Annotated in this window: 16 protein-coding genes; 9 read left to right on the plus strand and 7 right to left on the minus strand. The window is 70.7% G+C overall.

The features are described from left to right. The 7 genes from ACYQ8L_RS15090 to ACYQ8L_RS15120 form a co-directional block, all read left to right on the plus strand. Positions 1-2,397 (plus strand): S8 family peptidase (locus ACYQ8L_RS15090; protein ID WP_459942638.1); only part of this gene is annotated, 2,397 nt, incomplete at its 5' end. A 313-nt stretch (positions 2,398-2,710) separates the two neighbouring features. Next, positions 2,711-2,953, plus strand: a complete 243-nt coding sequence (locus ACYQ8L_RS15095; RefSeq protein WP_459942639.1) for a hypothetical protein — start codon at positions 2,711-2,713, stop codon at positions 2,951-2,953. A gap of 3 nt (positions 2,954-2,956) precedes the next feature. After that, positions 2,957-3,310 (plus strand): PIN domain-containing protein, encoded by a 354-nt coding sequence (locus tag ACYQ8L_RS15100; RefSeq protein WP_459942640.1) that lies wholly within the window; start codon positions 2,957-2,959, stop codon positions 3,308-3,310. Between the two features lie 197 nt (positions 3,311-3,507). Next, positions 3,508-4,533, plus strand: coding sequence for a DUF4236 domain-containing protein (locus ACYQ8L_RS15105; protein ID WP_459942641.1), 1,026 nt, complete (start codon positions 3,508-3,510; stop codon positions 4,531-4,533). A 509-nt stretch (positions 4,534-5,042) separates the two neighbouring features. After that, a complete protein-coding gene (locus ACYQ8L_RS15110; RefSeq protein ID WP_459942642.1) occupies positions 5,043-7,490 on the plus strand; it encodes a PAS domain S-box protein in 2,448 nt (815 codons plus the stop codon). Between the two features lie 501 nt (positions 7,491-7,991). Beyond that, positions 7,992-8,444: a response regulator gene (locus ACYQ8L_RS15115; RefSeq protein WP_459942643.1), complete on the plus strand. Its 453-nt coding sequence runs from the start codon at positions 7,992-7,994 to the stop codon at positions 8,442-8,444. Between the two features lie 38 nt (positions 8,445-8,482). After that, the gene (locus ACYQ8L_RS15120; protein WP_459942644.1) at positions 8,483-10,876 is read left to right on the plus strand and encodes a response regulator; all 2,394 of its coding nucleotides are present in this window, start codon (positions 8,483-8,485) and stop codon (positions 10,874-10,876) included. A gap of 30 nt (positions 10,877-10,906) precedes the next feature. On the opposite strand, the gene ACYQ8L_RS15125 is transcribed toward ACYQ8L_RS15120, so the two are convergent. The 3 genes from ACYQ8L_RS15125 to ACYQ8L_RS15135 all read right to left on the minus strand — a co-directional run bounded on the left by ACYQ8L_RS15125 (position 10,907) and on the right by ACYQ8L_RS15135 (position 17,769). After that, on the minus strand, positions 10,907-13,039 hold the full coding sequence (locus ACYQ8L_RS15125) for an acetate--CoA ligase family protein (protein WP_459942645.1): 2,133 nt from the start codon (positions 13,037-13,039) through the stop codon (positions 10,907-10,909). Between the two features lie 603 nt (positions 13,040-13,642). Beyond that, a complete protein-coding gene (locus ACYQ8L_RS15130; RefSeq protein ID WP_459942646.1) occupies positions 13,643-15,349 on the minus strand; it encodes a two-component system sensor histidine kinase NtrB in 1,707 nt (568 codons plus the stop codon). Beyond that, positions 15,346-17,769, minus strand: coding sequence for an ATP-binding protein (locus tag ACYQ8L_RS15135; RefSeq protein ID WP_459942647.1), 2,424 nt, complete (start codon positions 17,767-17,769; stop codon positions 15,346-15,348). The genes ACYQ8L_RS15130 and ACYQ8L_RS15135 overlap by 4 nt, the downstream gene beginning before the upstream one ends. 163 nt (positions 17,770-17,932) lie before the next feature. Between ACYQ8L_RS15135 and ACYQ8L_RS15140 the strand changes: the two genes are divergently transcribed. Beyond that, the gene (locus tag ACYQ8L_RS15140) at positions 17,933-19,459 is read left to right on the plus strand and encodes an MFS transporter (RefSeq protein ID WP_459942648.1); all 1,527 of its coding nucleotides are present in this window, start codon (positions 17,933-17,935) and stop codon (positions 19,457-19,459) included. 29 nt (positions 19,460-19,488) lie between these two features. Continuing rightward, positions 19,489-20,136 carry a DUF166 family (seleno)protein DfsP gene (dfsP, locus tag ACYQ8L_RS15145; protein ID WP_459942649.1) on the plus strand — a complete coding sequence of 216 codons (648 nt, stop codon included), beginning with the start codon at positions 19,489-19,491 and terminating at the stop codon, positions 20,134-20,136. Here dfsP and ACYQ8L_RS15150 read toward each other — a convergent pair whose 3' ends face one another. The 4 genes from ACYQ8L_RS15150 to ACYQ8L_RS15165 form a co-directional block, all read right to left on the minus strand. After that, on the minus strand, positions 20,137-20,490 hold the full coding sequence (locus tag ACYQ8L_RS15150) for a type II toxin-antitoxin system PemK/MazF family toxin (RefSeq protein WP_459942650.1): 354 nt from the start codon (positions 20,488-20,490) through the stop codon (positions 20,137-20,139). Further along, entirely contained in the window at positions 20,487-20,696 is a 210-nt protein-coding gene (locus tag ACYQ8L_RS15155; RefSeq protein WP_459942651.1) for a DUF2281 domain-containing protein, read from the minus strand. Before ACYQ8L_RS15155 ends, ACYQ8L_RS15150 begins: the two co-directional genes overlap by 4 nt. Before the next feature lie 254 nt (positions 20,697-20,950). Continuing rightward, positions 20,951-21,967 (minus strand): hypothetical protein, encoded by a 1,017-nt coding sequence (locus ACYQ8L_RS15160; protein ID WP_459942652.1) that lies wholly within the window; start codon positions 21,965-21,967, stop codon positions 20,951-20,953. Further along, a complete protein-coding gene (locus ACYQ8L_RS15165) occupies positions 21,964-22,362 on the minus strand; it encodes a cupredoxin domain-containing protein (protein WP_459942653.1) in 399 nt (132 codons plus the stop codon). The genes ACYQ8L_RS15160 and ACYQ8L_RS15165 overlap by 4 nt, the downstream gene beginning before the upstream one ends. Between the last annotated feature and the right edge of the window lie 99 nt (positions 22,363-22,461).

The raw sequence follows: 22,461 nt of genomic DNA on the forward strand, positions 1-22,461 counted from the left end.
GACAGTGCTGTCGGCATACAACCCGAACTGGCGCTGGTACTGGAAACTGTTGGGTCCGTCGAGAATTTCATCAACTCCGTCCAAAAGATTAGAGGTCTGGAATGGCTTGGGGAATTCGAGGTCGGCGACATTGAACCGGGGGACGGATTTGAGGATGCAAAAGACCCGGATAAACCGTTATCGGGTAGGCTCTATCTGCTCATGACCGATGAGCAAGCGCTTCGCCAGATTCAGGGCCTGTTTGATCGCTGGAAAGAGGACCCGAAAACGAAATTTCCTCGCGGATTGGCCAAACTCAAGTATGTTTTCGAACATCTCCGCACCATCCGACCGTGGGGTGTCGAAGATCGGATCGAAGAAACTGGACTTCTTGATGACTGGAAGCGTCGCGTAAGGCACGGGCAAGAATTAGTGCCCTTCGAGGCCGAACTGTGGTTCCGCCAAAATCCAGAACGACGGCGCCAAGCTGCGGAAAAACTTCGCACACTCATTGAAGAGGAGGGCGGGGTCATAGTCGGGCAGTGCGTCCTCGAAAAAATCGCATACCACGGCATCCTTGGGCACCTTCCGGTGCGCGCTGTGCACACCATACTTGAACAGGGTGCGATCCGACTTCTCCAGTGTGACGATGTCTGGCATTTCCGCCCTGTCGGGCAGTGCGCGGCGCCGCCGTACGAGGACCTGAGCGCGGCCGAACCGTGGACCGAGACCGTTCCGAAGCGGCCGACAAGAAACGAACCACTGGTTGCCCTGCTGGACGGCATGCCGCTGGCGAACCACCGACTGCTCGAAGGTCGCCTCATTGTAGACGACCCCGATGGCTACGAAACGAACTACCAGGCCCACGAACGGGTTCACGGCACGGCTATGGCGTCGCTCATTTGCCACGGCGACCTAAACGAGAGGGGCTCACCGCTGGACAGGCCGGTGTACGTGCGCCCTATCATGCAGCCCTGCCGTGGTTTCAGTGGACAATTTCAAGAAACCATTCCCGAATCGGTCCTACCCGTTGACCTGGTTCACCGAGCAGTTCGCAGGCTGTTCGAAGGGGAAGGGGACGAACCCGCCGTTGCCCCCACGGTGCGCGTGATCAATTTGTCGGTCGGTGATCCTACGCGTCCGCTGGACCGAGAAGTGAGCGCCTGGGCGCGGCTACTCGACTGGCTGGCGTGGCAGTATAATGTATTATTTGTCGTGAGCGCCGGTAATCACCGGAAAGAGATCGTCCTGGACGTTCCCCGCGCCGATCTTCAGCGGCTAACCGACGTGGATCGGAGGCGCGCGGTCGTCTGCGCCTTGGCGAGCGACACTCGAAACCGGCGGCTGCTGTCCCCGGCCGAAACCGTCAACGGCTTGACGGTGGGCGCTCTGCATGCCGATGCATCAACCCTCCCCTCCCACCACCGACTCATTGACCCGTATGCGCGCGCGATCCTGCCCAGTCCAGTGAATGCACATGGCCCCGGCTACAGGAAAGCCGTCAAGCCCGACATCCTGCTTCCGGGTGGGCGGCAATTCTATCGGGAAAGAATGGGCACGACGCATGCTAACGCTACTCTAGAAGTGGCCTCTCATCTTCGGCCGCCCGGCCAGCGCGTCGCCGCCCCTGGACCTGCGGATCAACGAGACTGGACCGCATATCAACGGGGCACAAGCAACGCCGCCGCGATGGCGTCGCGCGCCGCGACGCGCCTTTACGAGGACGTTCTGGAACAACTTCGAACCACGTACGGCGTGCCTGCAGAGTACGACGCAGTGCTGCTGAAGACACTCCTAGCCCACGGGGCCAGGTGGGGGGACATGTATGCCATTTACGAACACTTATTGAGAAATCGTAGAAACAGCCGGGCTTTTAAAGACTATGTCGCGCGTTTTCTTGGTTACGGGTCGGTAGACGTGGCGCGCGTCGTTAGCTGCACCGATCAACGCGTGACCGTGCTCGGCTATGGTTCGCTCCAGGATGGCCAGGCGCACGAATACAGTTTTCCCCTTCCGCCCAGCCTTTCCGCCCGCGCGGAATGGCGGCGCCTCACGGTAACGCTGGCTTGGTTCACGCCCATCAACCCGGGGCGCAGGGGATACCGCGTGGCCCACCTCTGGCTCGATCCAAAAAACAATTTAACACCAACCCGTTGCAATGCAGACTGGCGAGCGGCAATGCGTGGCACGCTCCAGCACGAGGTCTTGGAAGGTGCCACGGCAGATCCGTTTCAAGACGGCCATGCGATCAGCTTCAAAGTCAGTTGCCGGGCGGATGCTGGCGACATTCTGACACCCGTCCGGTATGGGCTGGCGGTTACGTTGGAGGTGGCAGAGAACGTCTCATTACCAATTTATCAGGAAGTGCGTGACCGGCTCCGGCTCCCGGTTCGTATTGGCGGCGGGGGCACAGATTAAGCATTTTATAACACCATCCTCCGGCACAATTTGGGCTTGGAGTTCCGTCGCCATATACTTCGACATTAGGAGTCAATAGGAGTCAATACTCCGCCTCGGCTTTATCGAGAGGCACACGTCCGGCGGCATTCAAGTTCACCCCTCACAGTGCCGAGACATGGCGTAGCACCGAGGATGCACACTCTCTGATTTCGCGAACAGGCTCTCACGGAAATGCCCGCCCTCTCCGGATTTCCGTGGCGGGTTCCTGCGTTGTGTCCTCGCCGGGCGTGCTGCAGAATATTGTCGGACCCCAAACACGCAGGAGCGGCCCATGGCGGACTACGCGGAACTCGTTGACGAGCGCACACTCCGGCTGCCGCCCGAACTCGCCAAGCGGTTTCGGCCCTCCGACCGGTTCGCGGTGTGGATCGACGGGGACACGGTCTGCCTGAAGCGCGTCACGCCCCTACCCCTGACCGAGATCGTGGAGAAGGCGGAGCCCGGCGAACCGCTGCCCGCGGAGGCGATCGCGGAAGAGGTTCGACGGTACCGCCGCGAGAACCGCCGGCGATAGCCTGTGATCGTAGTCCTCGACACGAACGTCTGGGTGTCCGGGGCTCTTTGGACCGGCGCGCCTTGGCGCGTGGTGCGACTCGCGGAACGGGGCGACCTCCGCCCCGTCGCGACCCCCTCGATGATGGACGAACTCGCAGGCGTGCTGGGACGGCCCCGATTCGAGCCTCGGTTACGCCAACTCGGGCTCACGCCCCCTGCGGTCCTCGCCTCGGTGCTCCGCCTCGTGACCCTGGTTCCCGATCCGCCCGGGCCGGCCCGCCCATCGTTCCGGAGGGCCCGGACGACGAGGTATTTCTCCTCTGCGCGGCCGCAGTCGGAGCCGCCTGCGTCGTTTCCGGCGACCGGTTCCTCCTGAATGTCGCGATGTACGAAGGCATCCCGGTGCTCGACGCCGCGGCGTTCCTCGCTCGCTTTTTCCCCGGGCAGGACGAAGGGTAAGGCGGGCCTTCGGCCCGGATCGCGGCGTGGACGCCGCTCCCACAGCGGCGCCCCCAGGAACCGGACGGGGTTTCCGGCCGAGGGTTCTCACTGCTCGAAGCATAGGAGGTGGGCATGGGGTTTCGGTTCTGGCGGCGGATCCGGATTGCGCCGGGGGTGACCCTGAACCTGAGCAAGTCGGGCGGGTCGCTCTCGTTCGGGCCCCGGGGGGCGAAGGTGACGGTGGGGCCCCGGGGGAACCGGGTGACCCTGGGGATTCCCGGGACCGGGCTTTTTTACACGACCTCGCTCCGCGGCGGGGAGCCCCGGAGGGGGCGGCGGGCCGCCCCGGCCCCGCGGCCGGAGGAGCGCCTGACGCTCGGCTTTTTCAAGCGGCTCGTCACGCCGGACGACGAGGAGGCCCTGGTGGACGGGTGCCGGGAGTTGGTGCTCGGCAACGAGGAGAAGGCCCTGGAACACCTCGGGAAGGCCGCCCACCTGGCCGACGGGGCGTTCCTGGCCGGGTTTCTGGCCCTGAAGCTGGGGCGGCTCGAAGAGGCCGCGGCCCATCTCGCCACGGCCGCCGAGAAGCACCGGGACCTCGGGCGCCACGTCTCGAAGTACGGCATCGCGGCCACCCTGCGCCTCCCGATCACCGACGAGGTGTCGGCCCAGGTGGGCCCCGACCTCCGGGGCGTGCTCCTCGGGCTCGTGGAGGTGTACCAGCGGCAGGGGCGGCGGGCCGAGGCGATCGGGTGCCTGGAGCGGCTCCTGGCCCTCGAGCCCGACGACGTGGTGGTGCGGCTCTCGCTCGCGGAACTCCTGTGGGAGGCCAGGGGGCGGGACACGGGCACGCTCCAACGGATCGTGCGGCTCGCCGAGGGGGTCGAGAACGACTCCCCGGTCCACGCCGCGCTCCTTCTCTACAAGGGCCGGGCGCTCCGGGGCCTGGGGCTTTGGGAGGCCGCCCGGGACGTCCTGACCCGGGCCCTGCGCCGGAAGAAGGGACGCCCCGCGGACCTCCTCCGGGCCCTCCGGTACGAGCGGGCCCTCGCCTACGAGGCCCTCGGCCAGCGCGCGCGGGCCCGGAGCGAGTTCGGGAAGCTCTACGCCGAGGACCCGGACTACGAGGACGTGGCCCGCCGCCTGGGGTTGTACTAACCCCAACGGAAGTATTGTCAGATCCCCGTCGTTGCTACGGAAACTAGCGGGTGGGGGGCTGGTGGAGAGCCGGGTGCGGCCCCTCACCTCGCCGCGCGTCACCAGGCTTGGATTGCTTTGGAAGTTCCGGAACTTCCGCTGCCGACGCTCCGATCTGTCGACCCTGCAACGGCATGCGAGGGCGCGGCGAAAAGGGTGCCGCACTCGCACCCGGCCGGAACCAGTCCCCCACCCGCCTCAGGGAATACTTTTGAAGGTATTGGTAATGGCCCGCCCGGCAGCCTCCACGACAAGACCCGCCGATCCGCGGGACCAGGGTCGAGCAAGGTCTGGAAACCTTTGATAGATTCCAAATCAGTGGTACGATTCCGCTCCCACCCCACGGCCAAAACCCCCGTGTCGGGGATCCGCGGACAGAGGACGGATGTCAGCCCCCCCTGTCCTCTGGCCCCCGACCCGGGTGCCGCCGGCCACGGTGGGCGCCGACCCCCTCGCGCGCAGGAGGCGCGATGAACCCGGCCTACCTGGAACTCATCGACAATGTCGCGATCCTGGTGGCCCTCTCGGGCCTCTACGGCCTCGTCGGCCGGGTGCGGCGATGGGGCCCGACGTGGCGCCGGGTGGGGCTGGGGGTGATTTTCGGCGTGGCCGCCGTGCTGGGGATGATGAACCCGTTTCAGTACGCCCCGGGCGTCATCTTCGACGGCCGGTCCGTGGTGCTCGCCATGGCCGGGCTCTACGGCGGGGGGCTCGCCGGGGCCGTCGCGGGCACCATGGCGGCGCTCTACCGCCTCCATCTCGGGGGCACGGGGGCCTACACGGGCGCCGCGGTGGCCGTGACCTCCGTGCTCATCGGGGTCCTGTTCCGGCGCCGGACGGGCGGGCACCCGGAGCGGCTGGGCTTCGCCGGCTACCTGGCCCTGGGCATCGTGGTGCACCTGGCGATGCTCGCCTGGATGCTCACCCTCCCCTGGCCGGTCGCGGTCTCGGTGCTCCGGCGGATCAGCGCCCCGGTTCTGAGCATCTTCCCCCTCGCCACGGCCCTCGTGGGACTCCTCCTTGAAAACGAGGAGGTCCGGCGCCGGGCCGAGGAGCGCCTCGAGGCGTCCGAGGCCCGGTACCGCGATCTCGTGGAGACGGCCCAGGACCTGATCTGGGAGTGCGACGCCCAGGGCCGGTACACCTATATGAACCCCGCCTGGGAGGAGGTGTTCGGCTACCGCCTGGACGAGATGCTGGGAAAGCCCTTCACCGCGTTTCAGCGCCGGGAGCAGGCCGAGCGGGACCGGGAGCGGTTCGCCCGCCTCCTCCAGGGGGAGACCGTGAAGGGCCTCGAGACGGTCCACCTGGCCAAGGACGGCCGGGAGATCCATCTGGTGGTCAACGCCAAGCCCTTCCACGACGCCCAGGGCCGGCCGGCCGGCACCCGGGGCACGGCCTACGACATCACCGAGCGCAAGCGGATGGAGGCCCAACTTCGCGAAAGCGAAGAGAAGTTCCGGCTGGCCTTCCGGTACAGCCCCGACGCCATCACCATCAGCCGCCTCGAGGACGGCATGTTCCTGGAGGCGAACGAGGGCGTCACCCGGCTCCTCGGGTACACCCCGGAAGAGATCGTGGGCAAGACCTCCATGGAACTGGGGATCTGGGCGGATCTCGAGGAGCGGGCCGAGGCGGCCGAGCGCCTGCGGCGGGAGGGCCGGGTGGAAAACCTCGAGATGACCCTCCGGCGGAAGACCGGGGAACCCGTGATCGGGCTCCTCTCGGCCTCCATCGTGACGCTGGGGGGGGAACCCTGCGTGCTCACGGTCACCCGGGACGTCACCGAGGCCAAGCGGCAGCGCGAGGAACTCGAGAAGGTGTCGCGGAGCCTCCAGGACCTCCTCGAGAACATGTCCGACGCCTTCGTGGCCCTCGACCGGAACTGGCGCTACACCTACGTGAACAAGAGGGCCGGCGAACTCCTCGGCAGGAACCCCGAGGACCTCCTGGGAAAGCACATCTGGACCGAGTTCCCCGAGGGCGTGGGCCAGCCGTTCCACCGCGCTTACGAACGGGCGATGAACGAGGGGGTCTTCATCCAGATGGCGGAGTACTACCCGCCCTACGGCCGGTGGTTCGAGAACCGCATCCACCCCACGAAGGAGGGGATCGCGATCTTCTTCACCGACATCACCGAGCAAAAGGAGCAGGAGCAGGAACTCCGGCGCCTGAACGAGGAACTGGAACTGCGGGTGGCCGAGCGCACGGCGGCCCTGGAGGCGGCGAACCGGGAACTGGAGGCGTTCGCGTACTCGGTGTCCCACGACCTGCGGGCGCCCCTGCGGGCGATCCAGGGGTTCGCCGAGATCATCGCCGACCGCCACCGCGACGCGCTCGACGAGGAAGGCCGACGGTACTTCGACTACATCATCGAGGCATCCCACAACATGGCCCGCTTGATCGACGACCTGCTCGCCTACTCCCGCCTCGGCCGCAGCGCGGTGGAACGAAAGCCCGTGGACCTCGGGGCGGTGCTGGAACGGGTGCTCCAGACCCTCGCCCCCCGGATCGCGGCCGAGGGGGCCGTGGTGCGGCTCGAAGGCGAGTTCCCCCAGGTACTCGCCGACGCAGGGCTCCTGGAGCGGGCCCTCGTCAACCTGGTGGACAACGCCCTCACCTACCACGAGCCGGGGGTCCCAGCCCGGGTGGAGGTGTTCTGCGAACCCCAGGGGGACGAGGTGCGCATCGCCGTGCGGGACCACGGGATCGGAATCGACCCCCGGTTTCACGAGAAGATTTTCGACATGTTCCAGCGCCTCCATCAAACCGACGCCTATCCGGGCACGGGCATCGGCCTGGCGCTCGTGAAAAAGGCGGCCCGGCTCCTGGGCGGGACCTGCGGGGTCGAGTCGGAGCCCGGCAAGGGCTCCACCTTCTGGATCAGCGTCCCCCGCATCGCGGGGCTGGACGGGTAGGCGGCTCGGCGGCTAGGCGGCTTGGCGGCTTGGCGGCTGAAACCCTCAGGGGGTCGGGCGTCAGCACCCGTCCCACCCCGTGGGAGCGGCTGCCGTACCGGGGGCCAGACCACAGAGAGCAGTTGGCAGATCCCTTGGGGCTCCACCATGCGGGAGAGGAGCACCGGAGTCCGGGCTCGGGTGTGGGAGCGGCGACCGTGTCAGGAGTCAGAGGACAGACGACAGAGGACAGGGGGTTTCTGACATCTGTGCTCTGAATTCTGATCCCTGATACGAAGCCGCTCCCACGGGGTGGGACGAGCGGAGACGCTGAAATCGCTGATGTTTTTGCGTCCTAGCGTCCCAGCCTCCTAGCGTTCTAGCGGAAGAGACTTGTCGGCCCTTCTGTCCTCAGTCCTCTGTCCTCTGGCACCCGGATTCTGGCACCCGGCACCCGGCACGGGTGTCACCGTGATGCGTTTCGGGCCCCCCGGGGCCCAGGGGGCTTTCCGGAGGTTCGCCATGGCCCAGGACGAAGCCGTCATCCTGCTCGTGGAAGACAACAAGATGGACGTGGAACTCACCCTCGACGCGTTCCGGGCGGTGGGGCTTCGGAGCCCGGTGCACGTGGTCACTACGGGTGAGCAGGCCCTCGACTATCTGCTGGGGCGGCCCCCCTACGACGACCGGCAGGCCCACCCCCTGCCCGACCTGATCCTCCTGGACCTCAAGCTTCCGGGGCTGTCGGGGCAGGACGTGCTGGCCGAGGTGAAGCGCCGGCCGGGGCTCCGGCGGATCCCGGTGGTGGTGCTCACCTCGTCGCGCGAGGAGGGGGACCGGGCGTTGAGCTACGACCTCGGGGCCAACAGCTACCTCGTGAAACCGCTCCAGTTCCGCGAGTTCATGGAGGTGATCCGAACGGTGGGAAACTACTGGATCACCCTCAACGTAAAGCCCCCCAAGGGAGGCGAATGACCCGGGCCGGCGACCCGTCGGCCGAAAGGGTGGGAGACATGGCAACACAAGCACGAGAGGAGAACGGCCCGCCCCGCGTCCGGGTTCTCGTGGTGGACGACAACCCCCACGACCAGGCCCTGATCCGTCACGCCCTCGAGGTGGAGGACGGGGGGTTTTCCGTCACGCTGGCCTCCACGTTCGAGGAGGTGGCGGCCCTGCGGGACGCCGAGCGCCACGACGTGCTCCTGACGGACTTCAACATCCTCGGGTTCACCGGGCTCGAGATCGTGGACCGGCTCCGGGACCTCGCCCCCGAGCTGCCCGTGATCCTGGTGACCGGCACCGGCTCGGAGCAGGTGGCGGTGGACGCCCTGCGCCGGGGCGTCGACGACTACGTCGTCAAGAGCCCGGCCCACATCCGCCAGTTGCCCCACCGGATCCGGTCGGTCCTGGACCGGCGGAGGCTCGCCCGGGAGCACCGGGAGGCCACGGAACTCTTCCGCCACCTGGTCCTGCAGACCCCCGACGCCGTCGTCCTGGTGGACCGCGAGGGCAAGGTGCTCTTCGCCAACCCGGCGGCTGAAGCCCTGTTCGGGCGGCCCCTCCGGGTCGGGGAGGACGCGGGCCTCCCCCCGTGGCCCGAGGGGGCCGGCGAACGGGAGATCGAGATCCCGAAGGACGGGGAGATCCGCATCGGCGCCGCCCGGGCGGCCCGGATCACCTGGGACGGCCGGCCGGCCACGCTCTTGACCGTCCGCGACGTCACCGCCCGCAAACGGGCGGAGGAGGCCCTTCGCCGCTCGGAGCGGGAACTCGCGATCCGGGACGAGATCTCCCGCATCTTCCTCACGGCGCCCGAAGACGAGGCGTTCCGCCGGGTGCTCGACGTGGTCCGGAACGTCACCGGGAGCCCCCTGGGCGTCCTCGGCTACATCGGCGACAGCGGGGACTGGGTCTGCCCGTCGCTCGCCGGGGCCGCGTGGCCGGGGCACGCACCCCGGGGCGAGGCGGTCCGGTTTCCGCCCGAGCAGTGGACCGGCCCGTGGGGCCGGGCCATGCGGGAAAAGCGCACCGTGGTGTCGGACGAACCCTCCCCGGTGCCCGAGGGCCACGCGCCGATCCGCCGGGCCCTCGCGGTGCCCCTCGTCCACGGCGGCGAACTCGTCGGAAACCTCCTCCTCGCCAACAAGGACGAACCTTACGGGGAGGAGGAGGTGGCTTTGGTGGAACGGATCGCGGCCCACGTGGCCCCGATCCTCCGGGCCCGGCTCCAGCGCGACCGCGAGCAACGGGAGAAGGAGGCCATCCGGGAGCAGTTCTACCGGGCCCAACGGCTCGAGTCGATCGGCCGCCTGGCCGGCGGCGTGGCCCACGATTTCAACAACATGCTCAACGTGATCCTGGGCTACGGCGAACTCATCCTCGAAAAGCTCCCGCCGGACGACCCCCTGCGGCCCAAGGTCGAGGCCATGGTGGAGGCCGGGTGGCGCGCCGCCAAACTGACCCGCCAACTCCTCGCCTTCAGCCGGAAGCAGACCCTCCAGCCCCGGGTCGTGGATCTCAACGAACTGGTGCAGGAGTTCGAGAAGATGCTCCGGCGCCTGATCGGCGAGGACATCGTACTGGACCTCGACCTCCGTTCGGACATCGGCCGGGTGAGGGTGGACCCGGGGCAGATGGAGCAGGTGATCCTGAACCTGGCGGTGAACGCCCGCGACGCCATGCCCGACGGGGGCCGGCTCCACATCGCCACCGCGGAGGCCGACCTGGACGAGGCCTACGCCGCCACCCACCCGGGGGTGGAGCCGGGGCGCTACGTGCTGCTCTCGGTTTCGGACACGGGCTGCGGCATGGACGAGGAGACCCTCGGCCACATCTTCGAGCCGTTCTTCACAACCAAGGAGGAGGGGAAGGGCACGGGCCTGGGGCTCGCCACGGTGTACGGCATCGTGAAGCAGTCGGGGGGCCACATCTGGGTGTACTCCGAACCCGGCCGGGGCACGACGTTCAAGATCTACCTGCCCCGGGCCGAGGCCGAGGCCCGGCCGGACGCCCGGGCCCGCCCCGCCGCTCCCCCCGAGGGCGGCCGGGGGCGGATCCTGGTGGTGGAGGACGAGCCCGCGATCCGGGAACTCCTGGGGACCATGCTCACCCAACTGGGGTACGACGTGACCCTGGCGGCGAACGGCGGGGAGGCCCTCCTCCTCGTCGAGGAGAAGGGCCTCCGGCCCGATCTCGTCCTCACCGACGTGGTCATGCCCCACATGAGCGGGAAGGAGCTGGTGGAGCGCCTGCGGCAAAACCGCCCGGACCTGCGGGCGGTGTTCATGTCGGGCTACACCGGCGCCGCCCTGCCCCCCGGCGTGCTGGGCGAGGGCGTCCCCTTCCTCCCCAAGCCCTTCACCCTGCGCGGCCTGGCCGACGCGGTGCGAAACGCCCTGAGCGGCTAAAGAGGCCCGCCGGGGGGCGGGCGCGGGGGCCTAGGGCGTTTCCCGCCGCGCCGCGTACTCGGCGAGGCGCGCCAGCGTGCGAACGGCCCGCTCGGGGGCCGGAAACACCAGGGCCCTGCGGTCGGTGCCGGCCACGGGCACGAGGGTGCGGGCCTCGGGGTCGGGCACCAGGCTTACGCCCACCACGGGTTTGCCGAACCGGTCCATGAGTTCGGCCGAGGCCCGGAGCAGGCCCGCGTCGAAGGCGCCGATCATCCGCTCCACCTGGGCCAGGAACCCCTCGTCCCGGTCCGGGTCGGCCGCCCGGGCCGACTCGAGCATGGCGCCCACCACCGCCCGCCGGCCCAGGAGCCCCAGGTGGATCACGGCGTCGATGCCGGGGTCCGCGAGGAGGATCTCCAGGGCCTTGCGCGGCAGGTGGGGGTCGGGCTCGCCCACCAGGTCCACCGGGTTCCCCCGGCTCCAGTAGGGGGGAAGGAGGGCGTCGAGGGCCGCGAGGCTCCCGGGGGAAAGGGCGGGGAGTTCGAGCCCCTCCTCGGCGCACAGGTCCGCGGTGACCACGCCCCACCCCCCGCCCCAGGTGACCACGGCCACCCGGTTCCCCCGGGGCAGGGGCACGGCCGAGAACGCGGCGGACACGTCGAGGAGATCCCCCGGCTGGGTCACCCACACGGCCCCGGCCTGGCGGCAGGCCGCCTCGAACACCTTGGTGTCGCCGGCGAGCGCCCCGGTGTGGCTCGCCGCGGCCCGCTGGCCCGCGCCCGTCCGCCCCCCCTTCAGCACCACCACGGGCTTCCTGCGGCTCACCCGGCGGCACGCCTCGAAGAACCGGCGGCCGTCCCGGATGTCCTCGAGGTAGAGGGCCACCACCTCGGAGGCATCATCGCACTCCAGGGCCTCCAGAAAATCCTCGACCCCGGTCATGGCCTCGTTCCCCGTGCCGCAGAAGGCCCGGATCCCGAGGCCCTGGGCCCGGGCGAAGGAGAGGAGCTGGACCCCCAGGTTCCCCGACTGGGACACGAGGGTGGTGCCCCCCGGGCCGGGCCGCACGTGGGCGCCCGTGGCGTAAAGGCGCGCATGGGGGTTCACGATGCCCATGGTGTTGGGGCCGATGAGGGTGAGCCCCAGCTCCCGGGCCCGGGCCACGAGCCGGACCTCCCTCTCGGGCCCGTCGCCCCCGGCCTCCCGGAACCCCGAGGAGACGATGACGGCGTGGCGCACCCCCCGCCGGGCCAGCGCCTCCACGGCCGGCTCCACCTTGTCGGCCGGCACGGTGACGATGGCCAGGTCCACCCCGTCGGGCAGCTCGTCCACCGACCGGAGCACGGGAAGCCCGCACAGGGTGCCGCCCCGGGGGTTCACGGGGTACACCCGGCCCTCGTACCCGCCGGCCAGGAGGTTCGTGAGGATCGCGTTCCCCCATTTGCCGAACCCGGCCGAGGCCCCCACCACGGCCACCGACCGGGGATGGAAGATCCGGGCCAGGGCCCCGGTGTCCACGGGCGGCCGGGGCGCACCTCCGGCCTTGGGCTCGCCCCGGACCACCAGCGCGTCCACGGCCACCACCGAGCCGTCGGCCCGGGCGATCAAGGGGTTCAAGTCCACCTCGGCGATCTCCGGCCGCTCGGCCACGAGGCGCGAAAGCCCCGCAACGGCCCGGGCCAGGGCCTCCCGGTCCACGGCGGCCTCGCCCCGGAACGACCCGAGGAGCTTCCGGGACCGGAGTTCCCCCACCATGGCCAGGGCCTCGGCCTCCCCCACCGGGGCGACCCGGAGCGCCACATCGCCCAGGGCCTCGGTGAGCACCCCGCCCAGGCCGAACACCACGACCGGGCCGAACCGCTCGTCCCGGTAGGCGCCCAGCAGAAACTCCCGGCGGCCGGCGACCTGGGGCTGCACGGCCAGGGCCGGAACCCGGGCCAGCAGTTCCTCGGCGGCCCGCCGGACCGCGGCCTCGTCGGCGAGGCCCAGGCGCACCAGGCCCTCCTCGGTCTTGTGGGCCGCGCCCAGGCCCTTCACCACCGCGGGGAACCCCAGCTCCCGGGCCGCGGCCACGGCCTCGTCGGCCGACCCGACCTCCCGCTGGGGCACGAGGGGAACGCCGGCCCCCTCCAACAGGGCCCGCGCCGCGGTCTCGTCCAGGACCTCTCCTCGCACTGCCATCGCGCACCTCCTCCCGAAGAACTTCGGTCCACGGTCGGCGGTCCGCGGTCTCCGGTCCGTTGGCCCAGGACGCGCCGATCCACCCCGTGGCCGAAAGCGAAACGTTAGGGTTCTTGCGAGCTGCCGCCCCGCGGCCTACGGGAGTGTCCAAGGAACTTCCCGCTGGGACGCCAGGAGGCTGGGATGCTAACCATCCAAAATCCTTCGTGATTCCAGCATCCGCGGCTGTCCCAACCTGTGGGAGCGGCTGCCGTATCGGGGACCAGAATTCAGAGGTCAGACGTCAGAGAACCCCTGTCCCCTGTCCTCTGTCCTCTGGCACCTGACCCGGGCTCCGATCCCCTATCGGCCCCTGAGCCGGACCTTACCCCGCTACTCGGGGAGCCCCCCACGGGCCCCCGGGGGATTCCCCCTCCGAACGGACACCGGGAAACAGGACGGCGGCGAGCATAGCAATCTGGGGGAGAGGGGGAAAGAACGAGGGGCCTGGGCGACGGGGGGCGCCAGGTGTGCCTCGGAGGAACACCTGGGATACGTTCCGGGGTCTCCCATGAACCGTCGGGTGAAGGCCGAAACCAGTCCCCCGGCCGCACCCCGCCGAACCTACGCCGCCTCCCGGGCCGAGGGCAGCTGGATCCGGGCCACGGCACCGCCCTCGGGGCGGTTCTCCAGCGCGAGATCGCCCCCATGCTCCCGGACGATCTGGCGCGAGATGTAAAGGCCCAGGCCGGTGCCCTCCCCGGCGGGCTTGGTGGTGAAGAAGGGTTCGAACACCTTCTCTTCGGCGCCGGGGGGCAGCCCCGGCCCGTCGTCGGCCACGAAGATCTCGGCCCCGCCCTCGGGTCGCCGGCGCACCCCGATCTCGAGGGTTCCCGTGCCCCCCACGGCGTGAACCGCGTTGATGAGGAGGTTTCGAACCACCTGGTCGAGGAGCGCGGGATCGGCCCAGACCAGGGGCGCCCCGCGGTCGGGGCGCATCCGCACCGCCACCCGTTTCAGGACGCCGGAGCGGGTGAGCACCTCGACGTTTCGTTCGACCAGTTCGTTGGGGTCCACGGCGCCGAACGCGGGCGGGCGGGGCTTGCCGAGCTCCAGCAGGTTTCGGGCGTGGATCGAGAGCTCCTCCGTGGCCGCCGCCAGCCACGCCACGTACTTTCGCAGATCCCCGGGAAGCGCGGCCTCCTCGAGCCGTTCGAGCCCCGCCACCACCACGGCCAGGGCATTGTTCATCTCGTGGCCGATGCTCGCGGCCAGAGCCGCGAGCGCGGCCCTCCGCTCGCTCTCGACGAGGGAGGCCTCGAGGGCCTTCTCCCGCCGCAGGTCCCGGAGGATCAGGGTATGGACCGGCCCGCCCTCGACTTCCCGCACGGCGCCCGAGATCCGGGCAGGGATCTCCTTTCCCCCGGCCCCCTGGAACCGCACCTCCAGCCGTTCCCCCTGTCCTCGGGCCGGGCACAGCCAGCCCCGGAACGCCTCCCGGTCGGCCTCGGCCGCGAGATCGAGCAGACAGGGCAGCGCAGGGCCTCGGCCCCCGAGGCCCAGGAGATCGCACGCGGCCCGGTTGGCGAAAACCACCCGGCCGTCGGCGTCCGTTTCCACGATCGGATCGGGGGCCGACTCCACCAGCGTCCGGAACCGCTCCTCCGACCGCTCGAGGGCCAGGGTCTGCTCCCGGATCCGCCGGTCCGCCCGGACCACCACCCCCAGGAGCACGAGGAACACGAGCCCCGCTCCGACGGCGCTCACCCCCCAGACCCGGCGCTTGAGCCGGGCGACCTCCGCGAGCACCGGGGAGATGTCCTCGTACACCTCGGCCACCCCCACCACCGGGCCGGCGCCGTACCGGATGGGCACGTAAAGCTCCAGGAGCCGGCCGTAGGGCCGCTCGTAGCGGTTTTCGGACTTCTCCAGCCCGCTCAGTTCCGCCTCCACGTTCCCCTCGAAGGCCTCCCAAAGCTCCGGGTTGTCCGGGAATCGGCGCCCCACGAGTTCTTCCTGCCGGGACCAGATCACCACCGCACCCTGGCCCCACAGTTTCACCTGCACAACCCTCGGCCCCAGGGTGAGGTGCTCCACGGTTTCGGCAAAGGCCTGGTAGCGCTCCCCGGTCTGGGGCGTGGCGAACACCTCGGCCGGCACCTCCTTTACGATCTCCCGGGCCACCACCGCGGCCGTGACGTCCCGGGCGCGGGCCAGCGCGCTCTCCTCGACCGCCCGGGTGACCCCCCACCCGCCCACGGCCACCGCTACCGCTAGGCAGACCAAACACCGCAACGCGAAGTGGGTGACCAAGGAGATGCGGCGGATCACGATGCCACCTCCGTCTGGGACGGCCGTTCCATCCTCAGGGCCGCCGCCACCGCCCGGGCGAGCTCGCCGGCCGTGAGCGGTTTGAACACGAGCCCGGCGGCCCCGGCCGCGGCCGCGGCGGACTCGTCGAGGGTCTCGTGGTACCCCGTGCACAGGAGCACCGGGAGGTCCGGGGCCGCCCGGCGCAGGCGACGGCAGAGCTCGTCCCCGGTCATCCCCGGCATGGTCTGGTCGGAGAGCACGAGGTCCCACGCCCCGGGCTCGGCCTCGACCCGGGCCAGGGCCTCGGCCGGGTCGGCCACCCGCTCGGCCCGGTACCCCAGCGCCCGGAGCATCGCGGCCGCGGACTCTCCCACGGCCGGCTCGTCGTCCACCACGAGCACCCGTTCCCCCCGACCCCGGGGGGCCTCGTCTTCCCCGGTCTCCTCGCCCGAGGGGGGAGCCGCCCGGGGCAGCCACACGGTGAACCGCGCCCCGCGGCCGGGCTCGCTCTCGACCTCGATCCGGCCCTCCATCGCCTCGACGAGCCCCTTGACCACGGCGAGCCCCAGCCCGCTCCCCTCGCCCACCCCCTTGGTGGTGAAGTAGGGCTCGAAGATCCGGGGCAGCACGTCCTCCGGGATACCGGGGCCGTTGTCGGCCACCTCGATGCGGACCCCGTCCCGGTCGGGCGCCACGGCGACCCAAACCCGCCCCCCTCGTGGGCCCACGGCCTGGTAGGCGTTGGTGACCAGGTTCATCACGATCCGCTGGAGCGCCGCCGGGTCGGCGAGCACCCAGCCCGCCTCGGGGGCGAGGCGCTCCTCGATCTCCACCGTCTTGGGGATGGCCGCCCGCAGGAGCACCAGGGCGTCGCCCACGGCCCGGGCCGCCTCCACGGGCCGGCGCGGCCCCTCGGTCTTGCGGCAGAAGGCGAGAAGCTGGGCCACCACCTGGCGCGCCCGTTCCGAGGCCTCCAGGATCCGCTCCAGGCGTCGCCGCAACCCCGGGTCGGCCGGCGGGTTCAGGAGCGCCAGTTCGGCGTTCCCCAGCACGACCGCGAGGATGTTGTTGAAGTCGTGGGCGATGCCGCCGGCCAGGGTGCCCACGGCCTCGAGCTTCTGGGCCTCGCGCAGCCGGTCCTGGAGGGCCTTCTGGTCCGTGATGTCGGTGGAGGTCTCGAGGCGCACGAGCCGGCCGTCGATCCAGCGGATGGCCCGGTCCACGTTGAGGTACCACCGGCCGGTGACCCGGTTCCGACCCTCCCAGACCACCGGGGCCGCGGGCTCTCCCTCCGGGGTCACGAGCCGGGGGTTCGTGCAGTCGTCGCAGGGGCCGTCGCGGTGGCGGAACACCTCCCAGCAGGGCCGGCCCACGGGATCGGTGCCGAAGGCCTCCCGCATGCGGGCGTTGGCAAAGAGAACCTCGTGGGTCTCGAGGTCGGCCACGAACACCTGGGCGTCCATGGCGTCGAGCACGGCCGCGAGCGTCCGCCGGGCCCCGTCGAGCTCGGCCGTGCGCTCCCTCACCTGCCGAGCCAGGGCCCGGTTCCACGCGACGACCAGCCCCAACAGCACCCCGAGGCCCCCGACGACCCCGAGGGCCGTGCCCCAGACCGCCGGCCGGCGGTACCAGGGTGGTTCGATGAGGCCGATCCACCGGCGGCGGATCGCCTCGTGCTCGGCCGGGGGAATGGCCGCCAGGGCCTTGTCCAGGAGCGAGGCGAGTTCGGGCCAGTCGCTTCGCACCCCGAAGCGCAGATTCCACTCGAACCCCGACATGCCGGCCACCCGGAGGTTCGTGATGCCGAGCCGGTCGATGTAGTAGGACGCCACCGCCAGGTCCACGAGGGCGGCGTCGGCCCGGCCCAGCGACACGGCCTGGAGGGCCTCGGGGTCGTCCCGGGTGGGCTCAACGATCACCCGTGGGTGGTTCTCCCGCACCCACTCCAGGGTGGCATAGCCCCGGGGCACGGCCACCCGCATCCCGGCCATCTGGTCCAGGGTGAGGTCCCGGTCGAGGCTCCGCCGAACCAGGATCACCACGGGGATCGTGATGTAGGGCCGGGTAAAGGCGAGGTATTCGCTTCGGGCCGGGGTTTTTTCGACGCTCGCCACGAGGTCGATCTCCCGCCGCCGGGCCCGAGTGAGGATGTCGGCCCAGTCGCGGCATGCCTCGGCCCGGATCCGCACGCCCGAAAGCTCCTGGATGCGCGCCACGTATTCGGCCGCGATGCCGGAGGAACGGCCGGCGTCGTCGAGGAAGTCCAGGGGCGCGTAGGTGGGGATGGGGCACCAGCGCACCTCGGCGCCGTGGACCTCGAGCCAGACCCGTTCCTCGGGAGAGAGGTCCAGGGCGCGCGCCCCGCCGGGGCAGCACACCGCGAGCGCTACGCTCGCGCACAGGAGCGCCCAAAGGCGCCTCAATCGGTGTCGGTCCACCCGTCCGGTTTCCTCTGCTGATGCGCGAAAATGGGGGCATTCCCGGGGGAAGGGCCTTCTCTACCGGTCGGCCGAAGCCTGCGGGTTCTTGAGCGACCGTGTCAACCTCGCCGGTGCCCCCGGGGTCTTGACACGCCGTCGGAGGGTGCCGCACCGTGCACCTATGGACGCCGAGCGACCCTCCTCCCCCTGGCCCGCGTTCTCCTGCGTGGCGGCCGGGGTGTTCATGGCCACCCTGGACTCGAGCGTGGTGCACGTGGCCCTCCCGGCCATCCGGCGGGACCTCGGCTCCACGCTGGCCGTGGTGGAGTGGGTGCCGAACGCCTACCTCTTGGTCATCACGGGGCTCCTGCTGGCCTTCGGCCGCCTCGCCGATCTGGTGGGCCAGCGCCGGGTGTACCGGTGGGGCCTGGGGGTGTTCACGTTGGGCTCCGGGCTGTGCGCGGTTGCTCCCGACGCGTGGTTGCTCGTGGCGGCCCGGGCCGTGCAGGGCGCCGGCGCGGCCATGCTCATGGCGTGCTCCCCAGCCATCGTGACCGCGGTGTTCCCGGCGGCCCACCGGGGCCGGGCCCTGGGGCTCGTGGGCACCACCGTGGCGGCCGGGCTCACCACGGGCCCGGCCCTGGGCGGTATCTTGCTGGGGGTTTGGGGGTGGCGGAGCCTCTTTGCGATCAACCTGCCGGTGGGGCTCGTGGCCTTGTGGTGGTCGGGCCGCACCTTGCCGGCCCTGCGGTTCGGCAGCCGGCGGGAGGGGTTCGACGGCGTCGGCGCCGCCCTCCTGACCCTGGGGCTCGTCTCGCTCGTGCTGGGCGTAAACCGGCTCGCGGCCTGGGGCGGGGCGTCGGGCCGGGTGTGGGCGCTCCTCGGGTCCGGGGCCCTCTGCCTGGTCGCCTTCTGGGCCCGGCAGCGAACCGCCCCGTGGCCCCTGGTGGACCCCGGCCTGTTTCGCAACCGGGCCTTCACCGCGGCGGTGGGGGCCGCGGTGCTCGCCTACCTCTCGGGGTTCGTGGCCGTGTTCCTCCTGCCCTTCTACCTCGCGGAGCTTCGGGGCTTCGGGCCCCGCACCCTCGGGCTCGTGCTTACGGTGCCGCCGCTCGTCATGAGCCTTCTGGCCCCCTGGGCCGGAGGGCTTTCGGACCGCATCGGGTACGGCAAGCTCACGGCCGTGGGGCTCGGGGTGCGGAGCCTCTCGCTCCTGGGGCTCCTCCTTCTCGGGGCCCATACCCCGCTGCCCGCGGTGCTCATGGCCCTCGGGCTCCTGGGGGCGGGGAGCGCGCTTTTTAGCCCGCCCAACACCTCGTCGATCATGGGCGCGGTGCCCCCCCAACGGCTCGGCGTGGCCGGCGGGGTGGCCGCGGTGGCCCGAAATCTCGGGATGGTGCTCGGCATCGCCCTCGGGGGGGCGGCGTTCCGGTGGGTGGCCGGGACCCCCTCGGGGGCGGACCCGGTTCGGTTCGTGGCGGGATGGCGGACCGCCATGGCCGTGGGGCTCGGCGCCTGCCTCGCGGCGCTCGCGGTGTCCCTGGCCCGGGGTCCCGAGGCCGACGCGACGGAAACCCGGCCGCAGCCGGCGCCCGCCGGTCCGGACGCCACGGCCGGCTCCCCTCCGCCGAATGAGACCGCCGGAAAGGTGGTATCGGGTGCCGTGGCGAAGGGGCTGACCGAGCGCCCCGACGTCCTAACATCCTAACGTCCCAACGTCCCCACGGAGTCCAAACCATGCAGCACATCCTCGTCTTTCAGCGCGACGGCATGGGGGCCGGGAAGGTCCGGGCCGTGCGCGAGCTCCGGCCCGATCTGGAGCTCCGGGTCATCAACGTCGACGGCCCGTTCCCGCCGATCGTGGACGATCCCCAGGACCACTTCCCCCCCGACCTGGACGAGCTCCTGGCCTGGGCCGACCTCGTGCTCGACCACCTCTACCACCCGGACCTCACCGGGTTCCTGCTCGACCGGTCCGAGGCCGCCGGGAAACCCATCGTGGCCTCGGGCCGAAAGCTCCCCCGGGGCCACACCCCCACCACCTGCTGCACCCTGGGCCGGATCGGGGAGCTGGGGGCGTACGCCGAGTCGTTCGGGGCGCCCGAGTTCTGCGTGGAGATCGAGGACGGGAAGATCGCAGCGATCGAGGTGAAGCGGGGGGCCCCCTGCGGGGCCACCTGGAAGGCGGCCCGGAAGGTGCTGGGTCTGCCCGTGGACGAGGCGATCCCCCGCCTGGGCCTCGAGACCCAGTTCCACTGCTACGCCAAGGCCAACCCCAACGTGTTCCTCACGAACCCGCTCCACGTGGCCGGCGAGGTCCACGCGGCCGCGTTGAAAAAGGCGGTGCGTGGGGCGGAAGGGGCGCACCGCGGAGAGGACGAGTAGTCAGACCCCGCCGGTTCGAATCCAGCGGGCAAGGCGATCGGTGATCCGCCCGAACCGCTCGGGGGCGACCTCGCCCAACGCGCCCTTGAGCAGCGCCGCCTCCACGACCGCGAGACGGGACAGTCGCACGACACTCGGACGCCGGAGCCCCGTGGCCTGGAAATCGGGCTCCGACGGGAGAAGCGGCTCGTCGAACCCGGGGACCGCCCTCTGGACCTGGGAGGAGATCATCAGGACGAGCCAATCCTCGTGGGTAGTCGGCGTGGGAGCCACGAGGAGCACCGGTCTCCACTTCCCCGGGGCGAGACTCGTGTCGGGGAACCGAAGCAGCGCCACGGCGCCGGGGCGCCTCAATCCCACCGCTCCGAGAGGGCTTCCTCCGTGAGGTCCGACCAGTCCTCGTCCTCGAGGCCCCGAAGGGCGTGTTCCAAGGAGAACCGGCGCCAGGCCTCGTCCGGATCTTTACCCGCTTCGAGCGCCGAGACAAACCGGAGCACCCTGCGCTGCAGGGGTTCCGGCAGCCGCTTCACCTTCTCCTGAATCTTCTCCGCCGTGCTCATCCGATCCTCCCCATCTCGCCCTTTCTCCCCGCGAGGGATTCCAGGCTACCCGGCCGCCGCCATGGCATCAACCCGCCCCGCGGCCCGCGCCGGAACAAGAGCAGCCGGTTACTGCTACCCTCGCGGCTAATGGAAGCGCTTCGGGGCGTGGGGACTGCTGGAGCGCCGGGCGAGGCTCCTACAGTGGCCGGGTGCCGCGCTCGCGCCTGGCCGGAACCAGTCCCCCACCCGCCTCCGGCGGTACCTTGACCGGATTAGTACCATCGCAACTCTCCCGCCAGCCGCTCGGGCCACACCGCGCAGACCGGTTCGGCCAGGACGGCCTGGAAAAAGTTGAGGTCCGGGGCGTGGTCGCGGTCGTTGAGGAACGTGCGGGGCACGACCCGAACCTGGGCCGGCAGGGGTTCGGCCTCCTCCGGCCCCACGAACAGGGCGGCGTTGAAGCTGTGGATCCCGAGGGCGGCGAACCGCCCCAGAAGATGCGCAAAGCCGGCCAGAAGGTCGCCCCACCCCCGATCGAGAAGGGCGTCGAGGGTCGGGATCTCCGGGGCCAGGGCCCACACCTCGCCCCACAGCCCCACCGGCGCGAAGGGCACGAACCACTCCCAGGGTCCGGTGCGGCCGAGGTAGCGTTCGCCGGCCTCCCGTTCGGCCTGGGCGAGCTCGGCCCAGGCGCCGGGACGGGCCAGCGACACCGCCAGGGCCTCGGCCAGGGCGGCCGGGGGCACCTGGAACCGAAAGAACTGAAGGTGGGGATGCACGAGCCCGCCCCCCGAGGGCGGCATGTAGTTCCACCCCATCACGGGGTACCGGTACGCCGGTTCGGCCCGGCCGACCCGCCGCCAGTACTCGGCCCCGAGCCCGAGCCCCGCGGCAAGACGGCCAGGCGTGAGCCCCTGGAGGGGCACCACGTGGTCCCGGGTCAGCACGCACACGGCGCCGTGGGCCACGTAGGGGAAGAGGTTCGGCACGAGCACCGCCTCCCCGGCCTCGAGCCAGCCCTCGGGCGCGATGTCCAGGGGAAACCGGGGCAGGTCCCGGCCGCGGTGTTCGGGGCAGAACGGGCAGTGGCCCCGCACCTCCGGCCGGCGGTAGGCGTCCGGGTCCAGGGGGACCGGCCGCACCGCCCCGAAATGCCCGAGGCGCACGGCCCGTCCGGTCAGCGGGTCGCGCCGGAGCTCCACCGGGAAGGCCCGCGGCGCGAACCCCTCCCTTGGATCGGCGAGCCGCGCCACCCCCGGCACCCGCTCGAACCGGATCCCTCCCCTCACGGCTCGGCCTCCGCCCGGATCTCGCCCCGCATTCCGAGCAGGGGGTGGAAGGTCCGGTCGCAGTAGAACTCGTACACCCCGGGTTGGGCGAGGTCCACCACGGTTCGGGCGGCCTCGCCGCCCGGGAGCACCAGGTTCACCCACACCGTTCCGTCCGGGGCCCGCAGGGTCCAGGTGTGCTCGGCCGGGGTCTCGTTGACCACCCGCACCGCGAGCCGGGTGCCTGCGGGGACGTGGATCAGGGAGGGGTCGAAGCGATACCCCTGGATCCGCACGGTCACGGCGGAATCCCGGGCCGGCTCCACCCGGACCTCCCGCCCCGGCCCCCCGCAGGCGGCGAGAAGCGTGAGGAGGGCCACGGCGACGGCGCTCGGCGATTTCCTTCGTGGGTTCAAGGCGCTCTCTCCAAGTAACTTCGGTCTACGGTCGTCGGTCTGCGGTCGTCGGTCCCGTGGTCCAGACGGCGGCGGCCCACCGTGTGGCCGGGGCGGAAC

The sequence above is a fragment of the Deferrisoma palaeochoriense genome (genome assembly GCF_054656955.1).